This window comes from uncultured Dokdonia sp. (assembly GCF_947492535.1).
Taxonomy (GTDB): domain Bacteria; phylum Bacteroidota; class Bacteroidia; order Flavobacteriales; family Flavobacteriaceae; genus Dokdonia.
The window spans coordinates 22,066-36,526 of the sequence record NZ_CANLNH010000006.1; the positions used below are offsets into that span (position 1 = coordinate 22,066).

Consider the following 14,461-nt stretch of genomic DNA (forward strand, 5'->3'; position numbering starts at 1 on the left):
TTTGTACTATTAGCGAGTTTTACTTTAAAAATCGATATCAACATCTACATCCCAATCACCACCACTATCTATACTAAAATAATCGTCAATAGAATCAAACATTTCAGAGATATCTGATAGTAGATCGGAGAATGATATATCTGAACCAGTCATAAAATCAATCCAAAACCAATCATCTATAAACTCAGTATTATTACTTTTAGATGTAATTGAGGCTGTTTTTAATTTTTCTAACAGTTCAAATTTTAAATTCTTTAATAGAAAAATATTTCCCTTTAAAAATATAACTAACTCCAAAGCCTCATTGGGATTATTTTCAATGAGGTTTGCAATATTTTCATCTACTAGGTGTAGATATTCTGCAATATTATTTTTTAATTTTTCTCCTTTTTGATTTGTAGAAATTGAAGAAAAAATAAAAGAAATAAAGCCATTCTTAAAATGATCATTTAATTTTAGATCTTTAATAATTTCCTTTTTATACTTGTACTCAGATGTGATCTCTTTATAGATCTCTCTTATGTATACTTTTAATTGGAAATAAGTATCCTCATCGATTCTCTCTGTGAAGTAGGTTTCAAAACCATTTGGATTATATGTTGCGAAGTTTTTACCTGTCTCGACAATTACATATTCTCTTAGATGTGGATCTCTAGCATGAGCTCGCTTTAAAACCTTTTTGATGATAAGTACTTGTTTTAGACTTAAATCAAATAATGTCAATTTTAAAAGTTCAATTAGATCAGTCTTAGTATCTAAAAGTAATTGGGTACCAGCAGGTTTTAATTTGGATAATTGATTAATAACTGTATCATCAAATTTTGTATTAAAATTAAAAGATACAATGCTGTGAGTGTTTTTCAAAAGTGATGATTAATGGTGTTTTGACATTATATAAGTATAGAATAATTCAAAAATGTTACAAAACCACTATACTACAGGCATGTGAATCTCATTTTTTCGATTTTGTAGTATGTTTTTCTTTATTCTTTACAAAAATCAACTTATGCTTGCTTTTGGGATTTTCCCTTCGTTCTAGTTCAAAATTACCAATAGACCTGATTAATGGCGTAAGTTTATCAAATCCATAATTTCTAGAATCAAAATTGGGTTGCTTCTTTTGTAATAAACTCCCAACATCACCTAGGAAAGCCCAGCCATCATCATCAGAAAGATCAGAAATGGTACTTTTTATGAGATTAATTTCTTTTCTGGTGATCTTATCTATATTGGTTTTGTCTGCATTTTTATCGTCATCATTTTTCTGTTCCGCTTGATTTTTTAGCACTTCTATATACACAAACTTATCACAAGCAACAATAAAAGGGTTGGGAGTTTTCTTTTCTCCAATACCAATGACTTGCATGCCCGCCTCTCGTAATCTTGTAGCTAATCGAGTAAAATCACTATCACTCGAAACCAAACAAAATCCATTCACTTTATTACTGTATAGAATGTCCATGGCATCTATGATCATCGCAGAGTCAGTTGCATTCTTCCCTGTTGTATATCCATATTGTTGAATAGGTGTAATTGCATTTTCTAACAATAAGTTTTTCCATTTGGTAAGATTAGGTTTTGTCCAATCCCCATAAATTCTCTTTATTGTTGGATTTCCATACTTTGTAATTTCTTCCATCATTTCCTTTACATGTGCAGAGGGAATATTATCTCCATCTATAAGTACGGCTAAGTTTATATTTGTATTCATATTGTTGAGCATTTCAGCAATGCTATGTTTTTAATTACTTGTGAACGTGTATAAAGATAGAATTAAATTAAGCACATAGATACTATTGTATTCATAGTCTTGAAAAGATTCGATTTTTAACTCCAGTATTTCTTGCTTTTTATCTGCCTCAAGAGAACGTCTGTGCATCATAGAGTAATACTTCTTCTAAACCATTATTTTTTAGTGAAGGTATGCTTAATAAAAAGGGATGTCTGATTTGTTTCCGAAAAGAGATACTATTAATCGTATGGTTTGTTGCAATTAATTTTTACAGTATTCTACTTACCAGCTCTCACTTTTGCAATCTCACTCAATCGTTTAGCAATGGCTTCTCTAGATAACCAGTGTCCTTTTACAAAGATACCCGCAACGTTTTTAAGATATTTTGCATCTTCAAGAGGATTATTATCAAGTAATACGAGATCGGCACTTAAATCTTCTTTAATAGCTCCATATTCATCTTCTGCACTAAAGAATTTAGCAGGATTGATGGTACCCGATTGTAAGATTTGTAAAGGAGTTAGTCCAGCTTTTGTCATCCCATCAATCTCGTGATGTATTGAAAATCCAGGCACATTAAACAATTGTGGCGCATCAGAGCCTAATAAAATACCATGCCCATCGTCTTGTAATGCTTTAATAAGCTGTTTACGTATATCATTAAACTGTTGCCACTGCGGTTCATTAAAATCAGGATTATCTGTGGTGTATTGTCCTTTACGAGCTTTCCAGTTGGCTAGGGTAGAAGCAGGCATGTATTTCATTTCTGGATCTTTTAGAAGCTCACTTGCAGTGATAGGAGCAAACCAACGTTCATACAAACTTTGTGTCGGGACAATCCATATGGTATGCTTTCGCGAAAGCGTAACCAGTTCATTTATCTTCGTCACATCAGCTAGTGGTGTAAAGTTATAACCAAAAAAGCCATTATCTTCAGGCTTTACATTTGCACTTTCTGGTACTAATCCTTCTAAAAACCCGTCTACGTGATCAATGGCGGCGTAGTTGCTCTCAATAGCATGACGTACGCCTACAGCTACGGGTACATGTCCTGCAAAAGGAATTCCTACCTCATTTGCTGTGGCAACCACTTGATCAAACACCTCACGTTGAATCCCTGGATGAATTTTTAAAAAGTCAAACCCTTCTTTTTGATAGGCTGTTACTTTGGCAATCGCTTCCTCTTTCGTTTTTACTGAATTTCCGTTTAGCGACGGACTGGCCGTATAAATACGCGGACTTAAGAGATCACCACTTGCTGCTCTTTCGCGTAAGCGTAAATGTTCAGAGTGACCCAGCATACCACGTATGGTGGTAATTCCATTAGAGAGGTATAAGAATAGTGTCTCTTCTATATGCGCTGCACTAGAACTAGGAGGGGGAATATGTGCATGCATCTCTGCAAGTCCAGGAATAAGATATTTCCCCTTTCCATCAATGATTGTTGAGTATGACGTAAGATCTTCCATCTGGGCAGTGATCTTTTTTATTTTACCCGAATCAATAACCACATGTTGTGAAGGAAGTTCTTTTCCTGAAACTACATCAATAATAGTAATATCAGTAATTACAGTGGCTGTTGGAGAGACTGATTTTTGTGGTTGTGCACAGGAAATGCAAAGTATACAAGTAACTAATAATGCATATAATGTTTTCATAGTCGTAATTTTTTGCATAAAAGTCTAGATAAGTTTATCATATATTTATTAAAAATCTCGATTTGCACTTTTTTCTTTTATGCCTTCTTTGATTAATTTTACAGTTTCTTTTTTTTCTTCTTTAGTAATGATTTCTACATCTTTTTCTTGGCTGCGATTAGATATGTCGATAGAAAAAATAGTGCTTATAGGAAAATGATCAGATCCAATATATTCTAAAACTTTTAATTCATTTAAAAAAATTGTAGGGCTATGAAAAACCAAATCTAACGGAGCTCTAAAAAACCAATATTTTGCATGATAAGATGCTAGTATACCTCGTCCGCTTCTTCCATCAATCAAACCACTATTTTTGATAAATAACTTGGCAATTCGAGACCAGGCTACGGTATTGAAATCTCCAATGACAAGAACAGGGCTCTTGATTTCTTTTGCCCGTTTTGCAATACTCATTAAGTCACCATCACGTTCTTTTGAGGTTACTTCTTCTGTAGGGCTTGGTGGCGGTGGGTGTACACTAAAAACTACAAAATCATTTCCATATTCATCTGTGAAATGAGCTTCAATACTAGGTATATCATTTGAAACAAAATAATGTGTCGTAACTTTTTGAAAGGGAATTTTAGCATATAGATGCATTCCATATGTGTTTTCTAAGGTTACTTTTTCTGTATATGGATACTCAGTTTCTAAATTACACATGGCAATCTCCCAATCTTTATTACTTTCAATAGTTATAAAAATATCGGGTCTCTCTTTTTTTATCAGATCTTTAAAACGCTCAAATTTTTGATTGTATTGATAAATATTTGCTGAGATTATCTTAATTTTTTTAAAGTCGTTTTTTGGGGTTAAAGGCTTCTTTTTATAAAATTTCGTAAACTGACTTAATAAATAGGTGTGATATATAATAAAAAGTACTTGAGATCCTATGAGCAACCAAAACCAAGAGTTCCTTTCCATGAAAATCAAAAGTCCAATAGAAGCAATGATCTGAAGAAAAAGTAATTGTATTTTAAAAAATTCAGGAACTCGAAAAATCCAATGTTGATTTCTTACAAATGGTAATAGACTAAAAATAATAAGTAGTATTGATGCTATTAGAAAAAAATCTTCCACTTTAAGAATGTTTATACATGTATTAAAATAATATTTTTTTAGTCATGATTACTTACGAAATACTTCTTTTTTAGTTATGTATAAGATCTTTTAAAAAGTATCAATGACTAACACCCCTTTATTTTTAAATTGATTCATCGCGGGAAGCTCTGTAATAGCGTCTTCTAGCGTGATGGTACGTTCTATAAGTTGTTCTGGATGCAATTGCCCGTTTTTAATCATGGCGAGCATTTCTGGATACCGATGTGCTTGCATGCCATGACTTCCTATGATTTCAAGTTCATCAGAAAGAATGCGATCCATCGGGACTTTTGGGTGTTTATGGTCACCTGTCATGAGTCCGACTTGAATATGTTTTCCGCGTTTACGTAAACAGGAAATCGAATTAAAACAGGTCACAGCACTTCCCAAAGCATCGACCGATACATGAGCACCTCCTTGTGAAAGTTCTCTGATGTGAGTGACTACGTCAGGATGATTGTGTGCATTTATGGTGTGTGTGGCGCCTACCGCTTTCGCGAAAGCTAACGATGCCTCATTAATATCTATTGCAATGACTTGTGCTCCTAATGCACGTGCAATCATAATCGCAGAAAGCCCGACACCTCCACAGCCGTGAATAGCCACATATTGCCCTCCTTGTACATTGCCTTGATCTACAATCGCTCTGAAAGAGGTGATGAAGCGACAGCCTAAAGTAGCAGCTGTTTCATTACTAATTTCTTCTGGAAGTTTAACAAGATTTGTCGTAGCATAATCTATCGTAGTATATTCTGCAAACGATCCCCAATGGGTAAAACCAGGTTGTGACTGTGTATCACATACTTGATGATTTCCAGAAATACATTGTGAGCAACTCCCACATCCACAAACAAATGGCATAGTCACACGATCTCCAATCGTAAATCCTTTTACATTTTTACCCATCGCTTCAATAGTTCCTGCCAATTCATGCCCAGGGATATGAGGCAATTTAATGTCTGGATCATGTCCCATCCATCCGTGCCAATCACTTCTACAAAGCCCTGTAGCTGCTACTTTAATCACAACACCATCTGGCGTAGGCGTAGGGTCAGGGACTTGCTGAATGCTCAATGGCGCTTGAAAATTTTCGTATACCAATGCTTTCATAGGTTTATTCTGTAGTTTTAAGTATCTTTAAGTAAAGTTAAATAGTTCTATTTATGAAAATTATACTAAAAATAGTAGGGGTTCTGTTGGTTTTTATATCTTTTCAATCTCACGGACAGCAAACACAGTCTACAGGTTTTATAACGACGAGTACCTATAATTTCAATACAGGAGCTATTCATTCTCCTTCTACCTTTGCACTTACTTTAGGTAAACAGGGAATATCTAAAGTATTTGATCCAAGTTATGGACTTTCTCGCCATATTGATTTGACAGCAGTTATACATAGCTACAAACAAAACTTATTAAGCGATACGTTTGTAGATACTTCTTTTATATATAAAAAAGAAATCCCTGGCACTACTACTAATAGTACACGTCCTCGTAGTACAAATCTCGAAAGTTTTATAGTTACAGGTATTATAAACACTATTTTTAATTAATTTCTTGTTTTAATTTTTATACTATGATTTATCGTTTTTTATTCTTGTCTTTTTTCTTATTGGGCTCTATGCTTCAAGCACAAGTACAAACATCTACAATTAATGGTTTTTTAGATATAGACGCAAGTAATTTCTTAATTCAGTCTAAACGCGTTCAAAATATGGATATTAATCTTTCACTACGTTTTAATAGACTTCCTAATATAGACGGTATTAACTCATTTTCACGTTTCAATCCTGTAACTGGTCTGAATGATACCTACATTCGTTATCAAGAAAAATATGAATACACAAGCTCTTCGATACTTCTAGAAAATCAACTTCGAATTTCTAAAATAGATTCTTTTAATCCTAATGGCGCTACCGATATAAAAAGTGCTCTTTTAACAGGCGTATTGAATCTTATTTTTGACTGATACGACTATATTATTGGATAGCATCTAAAAACGGTTTCATTTCTAACAATGTAATATCGTCTCTTTTTCTTAGTTCTCGTAAGAACCACCCTTTATGACTTGCTCCATAAATGATTAAAAATCGTTTCCCTTTATAACGGTGTTTTTCTAATGCTTTTTCAATATTCCAGTAATGCGCAATATTTATATTGTCCCAACCACCAAGACCTAATTCAACATTAAATAACTGATTATAGGTTTGTAATGCTACATCTTGAATGTCATCATATTGATTTGTATGAATGAAATAAGGGTCATTTACTTTTCCTGTGGCTTGGTATAAAGAGTCAGATCGTTTGTTTGCAGCCCTATATGCTTCCCAATCCTTAATTCGAGATGAGTCTTTGCTAATGGCTCTTAATTTGGCACTGCGTGCTTCTGCCATAGGCCGTGTCCAACCCGCAGTAGGAATAATTTCAAAATCTAGTTCTTTAGTCAGCGGAAATACGACATCTACGTATTCAGGAAAACGCATGACACGTGGTTCAGAAACACTATCATCTCTTTTAAATCCTTCCATAGCTGCTTCCATACGATCTGGTGGAATTTCTGCAAGGATGAAGTCAGGTTTAATTTCTCTAATTAATTTCTCTAGATAGGCCGTATTATACACAGGATCGGTTGTATGTCCTCCATGAATTGCTCCAAGCACAAGAACTTCGTTTTGAGGCCTTGCTTGAATTTCTTTGTTTTTAGTATCAGAACAACGTATACTACAAATAGAGACAATGAGAAGAAGTAATTTTAGTTTCATAACAGTTTTTGTCGTAGCAATGGTTAGTGCTTTACAAGGTATAAAATTACGTCTGTATATATATGTTAATTTATTGCTTTTCCTTCCAAGATATACGTTAAAGGAGCAGAGATTGCGTTCATATACTCATCTATGGTAGGAATTACTTTGTGATGAGGAATAACGCCTCTTCCAAACGGTGATCCAGAAACATTCATATCAAACTTTAAGGCGGGTACTATAACAGTAAGTTTACTATACTTAAGAGGAATGCCAACACTATATCCACTTGTGTTCCCATAGTATCCGCCACCAGTTTCTTCTCCTACAAAAGTGGCTCTTTTGTTGGTATATACCATATTAGAAAATTCACTTCCGCCAGAATAGGTTACTGGGCTTATGAGTACAAATAGCTTTCCTGTATACTTAGTATGTGGTTCTTTCTTATAGGCCATTAGTCCAAAACCAAATTTTTCAGTTCTACAGTAACCACCATTTTCCATTTTCTTATTGCTAAAAACACGTTCTAAAAACCTAAACGTTTTAAAGGAAATAGGAGTGTCTACACCATTATCAAGAGTGGTCTGTTGACTTTTAGCACAAACACTATTATATTTTTGATAATTAGTTCCTATATATGAATACAGTAAATTTTCATTTCCCTCATTACCACCACCATTATCGCTTACATCTATAATGAGATTTGTAATATTTTTTTCTTCGATTGTTTTAAAGCTGTTTTTTAAAAAACGTTTGTAATTTTTATGTACTGTATTTTCTTTATAAGCATCGGTGCTAAATGTATGTACAGCAAGATATGCAGTGGTATCGTTTACAATGTTAAAGATGAGACTTTCATCAGTTTCGGGTTTCTTTTTTGTATGATACTTTTTAAAGTTAGCTTTACTCTCTTTAGCTAAGAGCGCAGGAATTGTAATTTCTTCTTCCCGATTATTTTCATCTTTAACCTTTAATGTAAAGGTGTCTATAAAACCATATTGAAGAAAATAATATCTAGAAAAAGAAAAACCATTCAAATCAGAATACTTTACTACTTTTATAAACCCATCTGAAGCAAATAAGTTTCCTAGTTCTTCTACGAGTTTAATAGGAGATTTTCCATTAATACTTGTGATTTCTTTTTTTATGAGGTGTGTATACTCATCTGAGATTCCTTGATTTGTGATGTACATTTTTTTATCCAAGAAAACGACCCTTAACGGTAAGTACTTCGCTTCATTTTTTAAATAAAGCTCTGTTTCTTCACTCAGTCTTATATCTGTATGATCTTCTCTAGTAAGCGCTACGATAGGAGCAATGATTTTAAAGAACTCTATTTCATTTAGATCTTCAGTAATTTTAGCACGGCCTTTATTTAATGCGACATCTACACTATCTTTTGGCGTATACCAATACATACCCGTATGCTGTTTTTCAAGCGCCTGTTTAAAGATTTCAAAGTCTAATTGTAATTTGCTTTTAGGAATCTTAGGGAGATTACCGTAATCCTGAGCTATTGATTGAAACACTCCTAGACACACGATAACTAAAAATATAAAATACTGCTTTTTCATTGATGACGTTCTTTGTTGATTGTGATACAAAAAGAATCTATTTTGAAAAAAGAGCGTTGTATTATATTGACAATTTAAAAATGATGTTCCTTTTTAGATAAAGTTTTCACAATACATTTTGGGTGAAATCCCAACAAATCGTTTAAAGAATTTAGAAAAATGTGCGATATCCACAAAGTTATAATCATAAGCCATTTCTTTTAAAATGGTGTGTTTTGTCATATGTGACTTTGCATCAAAGACTTTTTTCATCAACACATAATTGATAGGAGTAAGCCCTGTTGATTTTTTAAAGTTACGAGCAAAACTGTATTTGTTGATCATAGCAATAGAAGCAAGATCTTCTAAACGTAATGGACTTTTAATACTGTCTTGAATATAGTTTTCTATAGCATCCCAATGCTGTAATGGCAGTATAGGCGTATATTCTTGAGTAGCATTTGTTATACTGATGAGTGTATTAATAAACCCATGAATTGCTTGTTGAGTAATCTCATTATTTCCAGAAATAAATGCGTTTCTAAGCGTTAAAAACCTCTTTGTTACTTCTTGATGTTGAATAAGTCTATCTGTAAAACAAAGTAGATTTTTTAGAGGACTATGTGCTTTAAATAATGAAGAGGCTATATAAAAAGTATCAAAAGTCAATGCATTAGAAGCAGAGTATAACGGATTAGCATGTAATTCATAGGGATGCGTTATGGTAATATCATTCGGGCGACCATAACAAGTTTCGTCTTTTGTTTCTATGACTTCAATACCTTCCCTAATTAGAGAAATACAATACTCTTTGTGAAAATGCAACGGAAATGGCTTTCTCTGATTTTCAAAAGAAATAAATTTCAACCCTTCTATCATCTCATTAATAAATCAATAATAGGAGTGATAGGCTGTAATTCGTCTTGCGATAGGGTCGTAGATTCTAAAACACTACTTCCAACCACTGTAAAATGGGATTGCAATGCTTCTATGCAAGCTACCGATTCTTTAATTGTGACACCATCTGGCACCCGATAATACGTTTTATCATAATCAGTTGGTTCTAAACAATCAAAATCAAAATGAAGATAAAGGTGTGTTATACGCTTTCGCGAAAGCGTATCCAGCAACTCTTGAATATCTAATTTTTTGGGATGATAAATGTTTCCTTTGTCTAAACGTATTTTCTCTGTAGCATCAATATCTCGTAAGCCTACATAATGTATTTGATGTTGCTCAATAGTACTAAATAGCAATGCATTCATTTCTGGTTCGCCTTCTCCTAAAAGGGTACGTAAGGGCATCCCATGAAAATTACAACTTGCAGAATCACAAGGTCTATTAATATCTGCATGTGCATCAAACCAAATGACGCCTAAATTTGGATATGTATGATTGAGGTAGGAGACAGGTACAATTTCCAAACCACAATCACCACCAATCGTTTGGAGTGTTTTGGGTTGTTGTTCTTCTAACTGCTTTTTAAATCGAGCTAATTGTTCTGTAATTGCATCATAGTTATTGATTTGATGCTTTTGTTCTCCATTTGCTCCAGCAGGAACTGTAGATAATGGAATTGCTTTAAAATCTGGATTATTTAAGTAATCCAATACTGTCTTAGCTCCAGCTTCTATGCCTTCACCTATTCCAGCACCTTGCCATTGTGGGAAATAAATTTTCACACGCTTATTTTTTTAGTTTGCTATTAAGGATTTATCTTTTGTAACTCGACATAAAAATCGTCTGCTATTTTTAAGCTTTTGATTTTATTATCAGACTTATACGTTCGCCATTGTTTAGATGGGTACACCCATTCTTTTTTTCCATTAATGACAAGCTGTATAGGCATATCAAAACCATTAACAGCATTGATATATCTGAACGTAATTTTATTTCGGTTTTTTTGATATTCCAGTATCGGAATTTTTGTAGTACGTAGGTACTGGTTAAAAAAAGCGTTTAGATCCTTTTTTAAGGTTCTGCTTAGATAGTTCTCTATTTGTTTTGTCGTCACTGTTTGATGGCAGAATTTGGTATTTAATCCTCGTAAAGCTGCTCGCCATTGTTCGTCATCTTCTACTAAGGTTCTGAGCATATGGAGCATATTCCCACCTTTATAATACATATCAGAGCCACTCCCTGTTTTTCTCACATCATATATACCAATAATAGGTTTGTCATTTTGAATATTTCTTCGTGTTCCTATTACATATTCTGAAGCGGCTTGTTTTCCATAATGGTAGTCTAAAAATAAACTCTCAGAATAATTTGTAAAACTTTCATGAATCCACATATCTGCCACATCTTTTGAAGTGATGTTATTTGCAAACCACTCATGTCCAGATTCGTGTACGATAATAAAATCAAATTTTAAGCCCCAGTCTGTTCTAGAAAGATCACGCCCTAAATATCCATTTTGATACTTATTTCCATAGGTTACTGAACTTTGATGCTCCATTCCTAAGTAGGGAGCTTCTACAAGTTTATAGCTATCTTTATAAAAAGGATAAGGACCAAACCAATGTTCAAAAGCTTCCATCATCATAGGTGCTTGCTTGAATTGTTCTTTGGCTTTTTCTTCATTTCCTTCAATCACCCAATAATCCATATCTAATGGACCATTTTCTCCTTGATATACTTCTTTAAAATGGGTGTAAGCTCCTATGTTTAAATTTACCCCATAACTATTAATAGGGTTTTTTACGGTCCAGTGATAGGTTTTTGTAGAGGCTGTAGAGTCAATACCGATAAGACGCCCATTAGAGACATCTACTAAGTCTTTTGGTACAGTTACGTGCATATCAAGACTATCAACTTCATCGTAGTTATGGTCTTTATTTGGCCACCATACACTTGCTCCAATAGCTTGATTTGAAGTTGCTATAAAATGACGTCCTTTTGTATCTTTTTTCCATGAAAAACCTCCATCCCAAGGCGCATTTTTGGCTTTACGAGGTTTTCCTTCAAAACCTAGTACAAGCGAATTGACAGCACCCTTCTCTTGCTTCTTTTTAAGCTTGATAAAATGAGCATTACCATCATGACGTACATCTAAAGTGACACCATCTTGAATGATAGACGTAAGCTCCATAGGTGTTTGTAAGTCTATTTGTAATTCATCGATGCCTTCTTTAAGTACCGTATAGGTGACTTTATTTGTCCCTAAGATGAGTTGTGTATCTGGAAATACATCTACAGAAAGATCATAATGATTAAGGTCCCACCAAGCACGCTCAGGTGTTATAGATCCTCGTATGGTATCTTCTCTAGAGAGCTTTTGGCTCAATGCACTCGTGGATATACATAGGAATAGAATGATGATGTATTTCATTAGGGTGTCCTTTTATGTTTCAGGTTTCAGGTTTACGATTTATATCCTTTTAGATACTTTGAAATTTCAAGTTATTAATTCCTAATAATACTATTAGGAAACGTAACGAGGCTTTCGTGTCCATCTTTTCCTATGGCTGCAACTCCAAAAAAGAAATTATCTACGACAATACCTTCTAATGTATATTCAGTTACATTTCCGACAAGACGTGCGCTATCCCAAGTAGGGGATGTGGTATCTCTCCAATAGATTTTATAGGCTACTGCACCTTCTACAGCGCTCCATTCAAATTTAGCACTTGGTTGAACAATACCACCTATTCCAACAGTCTTTGGAGATGGTGGTGCCCATGCAATACTTGCTAAGTTGATAGCATTAACGGCAGTAAGTTTTGCTGCATAGTCAAAGTTTACGTGTTCAAAAGTATCCCCATAGTTGATGCCATTCTCTGTACGGATATCTTGGTGTTGTTGTGTATAGTTCTCGTGTGCTTCCATGATTCGGATGCCTGCAAATCCAGCATCGTTAAATGGGCGGTGATGCCCACCACGACCAAAACGATCTAAACGATAAATCATCATAGGATTCATCTCAGGCATATATGTTTTTACATTTTTATGGATGTAACGCGCTAATTGACGAGAGATTCCGTCAACTTCACCACCGTAAAAACGACGTGCACGGCGTTGTCTTTCTGTTTCGGTAGGAGGTACTGGTTCTGAAAAGATTCGGAAGCTTCGGTTGTCTATTACACCGTCTACTCCCGTGATGTTTCCAATCATATCATTGTTTAATATCCCGATGATGTCCCAATTATTAGCTTTCGCGAAAGCGGCCAATCCCTGACCCCCAAACAATCCTTGCTCTTCTCCCGAAAGTCCTACATAAATAATGCTATTTTCAAATTTGTATTTTGAAAGTACACGCGCAGCTTCTATCGTTCCAGCCATACCACTCGCATTGTCATTAGCACCTGGAGAATCTGACGTATAATCTGTAGGATCAGATACACGGCTGTCTATATCACCACTCATGATGATGTAACGATTTGGATATTTGGTACCACGTTGTATCGCTACCACATTGACAACTTCTACATCTTTTACAATACGACCATTACGACCTTTTTCAACAAGGTCTTTTTGGTAAAAGACTTCAAGGCAACCATTACAATTTTTTGATGTAGCATCAAACTGACCTTTAATCCATCTACGTGCCGCTCCAATACCTCGTGTTTGGGAAACGGTATCACTTAGGGTATGACGTGTACCAAAATCGGCTAAGGTTTTTACATCATTTTTAATTCTATCGGCAGAAACCGCATCTATAATATCATAGATACGTGTATCTGTTTGCGCAGTTAACGTAAATGATGCTATAAGGAAAAATAGAAAAGTAAATGAATTGATTGTTTTGGTGTTGATTATTGGTTTGTGTTGCATGGTGATGAGTTTATAATAAAATACCTCCCTAAAATAAGCGTTAGGAAGGTATTTATGAGTTTTGTAACAAAATTTTAAGAATTATTCAGGTACTTTTTCTGTGAGTTGGATGGTCCCAAAAATACCAGCATCTATCCAACCTCTGTTCTTGTCTTCGCCTTCTACGGGTACTGAGCCTATAAAATTCTCACGTTGTTCACTTGCATCATTATCACAATAAGCAAGTGCAAAACCTATTTTTTGATTAGGCGCTAATATTTTAGATTCGTTTGCAGTATGATCTACATAGGTATCTTCATATACAAAGATTTCACATTCCCATATCATGGTAGTTCCATTTGTTTTACGGGCAGAATTGACATGACTATTATACAATGTAGGAACTTCTCCAGGGGCGATATCTACTACATTGCCATCAAGAGCAACATGATAGGCAAATGCATTGTGTGTAAATTGATGACCACCCCCCGAATTATCGGCATCTACAAATATTTCTAAGCAATCATCATCCCACCATAAGGTAAGAGGGTCTTCATGCTGATCATATATGGTGTTATCTTGTATTTCTGCAACGAGGTATAAGGCTTCTGGTGTCCAGGTAAGTTTATAACGTCCAGAAAAATCTTCTTTAGTATACGCTTCTCCAAGCCATCGCTGATCTAATGGATTCCAAGGAACGTTTTCCCATGCAGGATCATCAACAATACCATCTATAGCGGGTGTAATAATAGCTTTTGAAACGTGTCTAAGTTGGTGATCTGTTTTAGGTAGGAATACTTCTTCTTCAGGTATTTTTTTGTCATTTTTACAACTTATGAGTATTGTAATACTTAACAAGAGGATACATATGTTTTTCATCAGGTA

Annotated in this window: 14 protein-coding genes; 2 read left to right on the forward strand and 12 right to left on the reverse strand. The window is 34.5% G+C overall.

All coding sequences use genetic code 11. The features are described from left to right. Window positions 1–24 precede the first annotated feature (24 nt). The 5 genes from Q1A60_RS09545 to Q1A60_RS09565 form a co-directional block, all read right to left on the reverse strand. The gene (locus Q1A60_RS09545) at window positions 25–864 is read right to left on the reverse strand and encodes a hypothetical protein (protein ID WP_299764931.1); all 840 of its coding nucleotides are present in this window, start codon (window positions 862–864) and stop codon (window positions 25–27) included. 88 nt (window positions 865–952) lie between these two features. After that, the gene (locus tag Q1A60_RS09550; protein ID WP_299764929.1) at window positions 953–1,711 is read right to left on the reverse strand and encodes an NYN domain-containing protein; all 759 of its coding nucleotides are present in this window, start codon (window positions 1,709–1,711) and stop codon (window positions 953–955) included. A gap of 299 nt (window positions 1,712–2,010) precedes the next feature. Then, window positions 2,011–3,390, reverse strand: coding sequence for an amidohydrolase family protein (locus Q1A60_RS09555; RefSeq protein WP_299764926.1), 1,380 nt, complete (start codon window positions 3,388–3,390; stop codon window positions 2,011–2,013). Window positions 3,391–3,438: 48 nt separating this feature from the next. Further along, window positions 3,439–4,509, reverse strand: coding sequence for an endonuclease/exonuclease/phosphatase family protein (locus Q1A60_RS09560; RefSeq protein WP_299764924.1), 1,071 nt, complete (start codon window positions 4,507–4,509; stop codon window positions 3,439–3,441). A gap of 90 nt (window positions 4,510–4,599) precedes the next feature. Continuing rightward, entirely contained in the window at window positions 4,600–5,640 is a 1,041-nt protein-coding gene (locus Q1A60_RS09565; protein WP_299764922.1) for a zinc-dependent alcohol dehydrogenase family protein, read from the reverse strand. A 53-nt stretch (window positions 5,641–5,693) separates the two neighbouring features. On the opposite strand from Q1A60_RS09565, the gene Q1A60_RS09570 reads away from it, so the two are divergent. Both Q1A60_RS09570 and Q1A60_RS09575 read left to right on the forward strand, forming a co-directional pair. Continuing rightward, complete coding sequence (locus Q1A60_RS09570) at window positions 5,694–6,083, forward strand: hypothetical protein (protein ID WP_299764920.1); 390 nt, start codon at window positions 5,694–5,696, stop codon at window positions 6,081–6,083. Between the two features lie 23 nt (window positions 6,084–6,106). Beyond that, the gene (locus Q1A60_RS09575; protein WP_299764918.1) at window positions 6,107–6,499 is read left to right on the forward strand and encodes a hypothetical protein; all 393 of its coding nucleotides are present in this window, start codon (window positions 6,107–6,109) and stop codon (window positions 6,497–6,499) included. Between the two features lie 10 nt (window positions 6,500–6,509). On the opposite strand, the gene Q1A60_RS09580 is transcribed toward Q1A60_RS09575, so the two are convergent. The 7 genes from Q1A60_RS09580 to Q1A60_RS09610 all read right to left on the reverse strand — a co-directional run bounded on the left by Q1A60_RS09580 (window position 6,510) and on the right by Q1A60_RS09610 (window position 14,455). Beyond that, entirely contained in the window at window positions 6,510–7,292 is a 783-nt protein-coding gene (locus Q1A60_RS09580; RefSeq protein ID WP_299764916.1) for a hypothetical protein, read from the reverse strand. Window positions 7,293–7,357: 65 nt separating this feature from the next. After that, entirely contained in the window at window positions 7,358–8,845 is a 1,488-nt protein-coding gene (locus tag Q1A60_RS09585) for a S41 family peptidase (RefSeq protein ID WP_299764913.1), read from the reverse strand. A 93-nt stretch (window positions 8,846–8,938) separates the two neighbouring features. Further along, window positions 8,939–9,703, reverse strand: a complete 765-nt coding sequence (locus tag Q1A60_RS09590; protein WP_300007610.1) for an AraC family transcriptional regulator — start codon at window positions 9,701–9,703, stop codon at window positions 8,939–8,941. Next, a complete protein-coding gene (locus Q1A60_RS09595) occupies window positions 9,700–10,506 on the reverse strand; it encodes an arginase family protein (protein ID WP_299764909.1) in 807 nt (268 codons plus the stop codon). Before Q1A60_RS09595 ends, Q1A60_RS09590 begins: the two co-directional genes overlap by 4 nt. A gap of 23 nt (window positions 10,507–10,529) precedes the next feature. After that, complete coding sequence (locus Q1A60_RS09600; protein ID WP_299764907.1) at window positions 10,530–12,155, reverse strand: M1 family metallopeptidase; 1,626 nt, start codon at window positions 12,153–12,155, stop codon at window positions 10,530–10,532. Between the two features lie 74 nt (window positions 12,156–12,229). Then, window positions 12,230–13,597, reverse strand: a complete 1,368-nt coding sequence (locus tag Q1A60_RS09605; RefSeq protein WP_299764904.1) for a M28 family peptidase — start codon at window positions 13,595–13,597, stop codon at window positions 12,230–12,232. 81 nt (window positions 13,598–13,678) lie between these two features. Further along, window positions 13,679–14,455: a sugar-binding protein gene (locus Q1A60_RS09610; protein ID WP_299764902.1), complete on the reverse strand. Its 777-nt coding sequence runs from the start codon at window positions 14,453–14,455 to the stop codon at window positions 13,679–13,681. Window positions 14,456–14,461 lie beyond the last annotated feature (6 nt).

What these genes read in the sequence shown, in the direction of transcription:
- Q1A60_RS09580 (WP_299764916.1), bottom strand. Translation starts at nt 7,292, where the DNA reads ATGAAACTAAAATTACTTCTTCTCATTGTCTCTATTTGTAGTATACGT.
- Q1A60_RS09575 (WP_299764918.1), top strand. Translation starts at nt 6,107, where the DNA reads ATGATTTATCGTTTTTTATTCTTGTCTTTTTTCTTATTGGGCTCTATG.
- Q1A60_RS09605 (WP_299764904.1), bottom strand. Translation starts at nt 13,597, where the DNA reads ATGCAACACAAACCAATAATCAACACCAAAACAATCAATTCATTTACT.
- Q1A60_RS09570 (WP_299764920.1), top strand. Translation starts at nt 5,694, where the DNA reads ATGAAAATTATACTAAAAATAGTAGGGGTTCTGTTGGTTTTTATATCT.
- Q1A60_RS09590 (WP_300007610.1), bottom strand. Translation starts at nt 9,703, where the DNA reads ATGATAGAAGGGTTGAAATTTATTTCTTTTGAAAATCAGAGAAAGCCA.
- Q1A60_RS09585 (WP_299764913.1), bottom strand. Translation starts at nt 8,845, where the DNA reads ATGAAAAAGCAGTATTTTATATTTTTAGTTATCGTGTGTCTAGGAGTG.
- Q1A60_RS09610 (WP_299764902.1), bottom strand. Translation starts at nt 14,455, where the DNA reads ATGAAAAACATATGTATCCTCTTGTTAAGTATTACAATACTCATAAGT.
- Q1A60_RS09550 (WP_299764929.1), bottom strand. Translation starts at nt 1,711, where the DNA reads ATGAATACAAATATAAACTTAGCCGTACTTATAGATGGAGATAATATT.
- Q1A60_RS09555 (WP_299764926.1), bottom strand. Translation starts at nt 3,390, where the DNA reads ATGAAAACATTATATGCATTATTAGTTACTTGTATACTTTGCATTTCC.
- Q1A60_RS09600 (WP_299764907.1), bottom strand. Translation starts at nt 12,155, where the DNA reads ATGAAATACATCATCATTCTATTCCTATGTATATCCACGAGTGCATTG.
- Q1A60_RS09565 (WP_299764922.1), bottom strand. Translation starts at nt 5,640, where the DNA reads ATGAAAGCATTGGTATACGAAAATTTTCAAGCGCCATTGAGCATTCAG.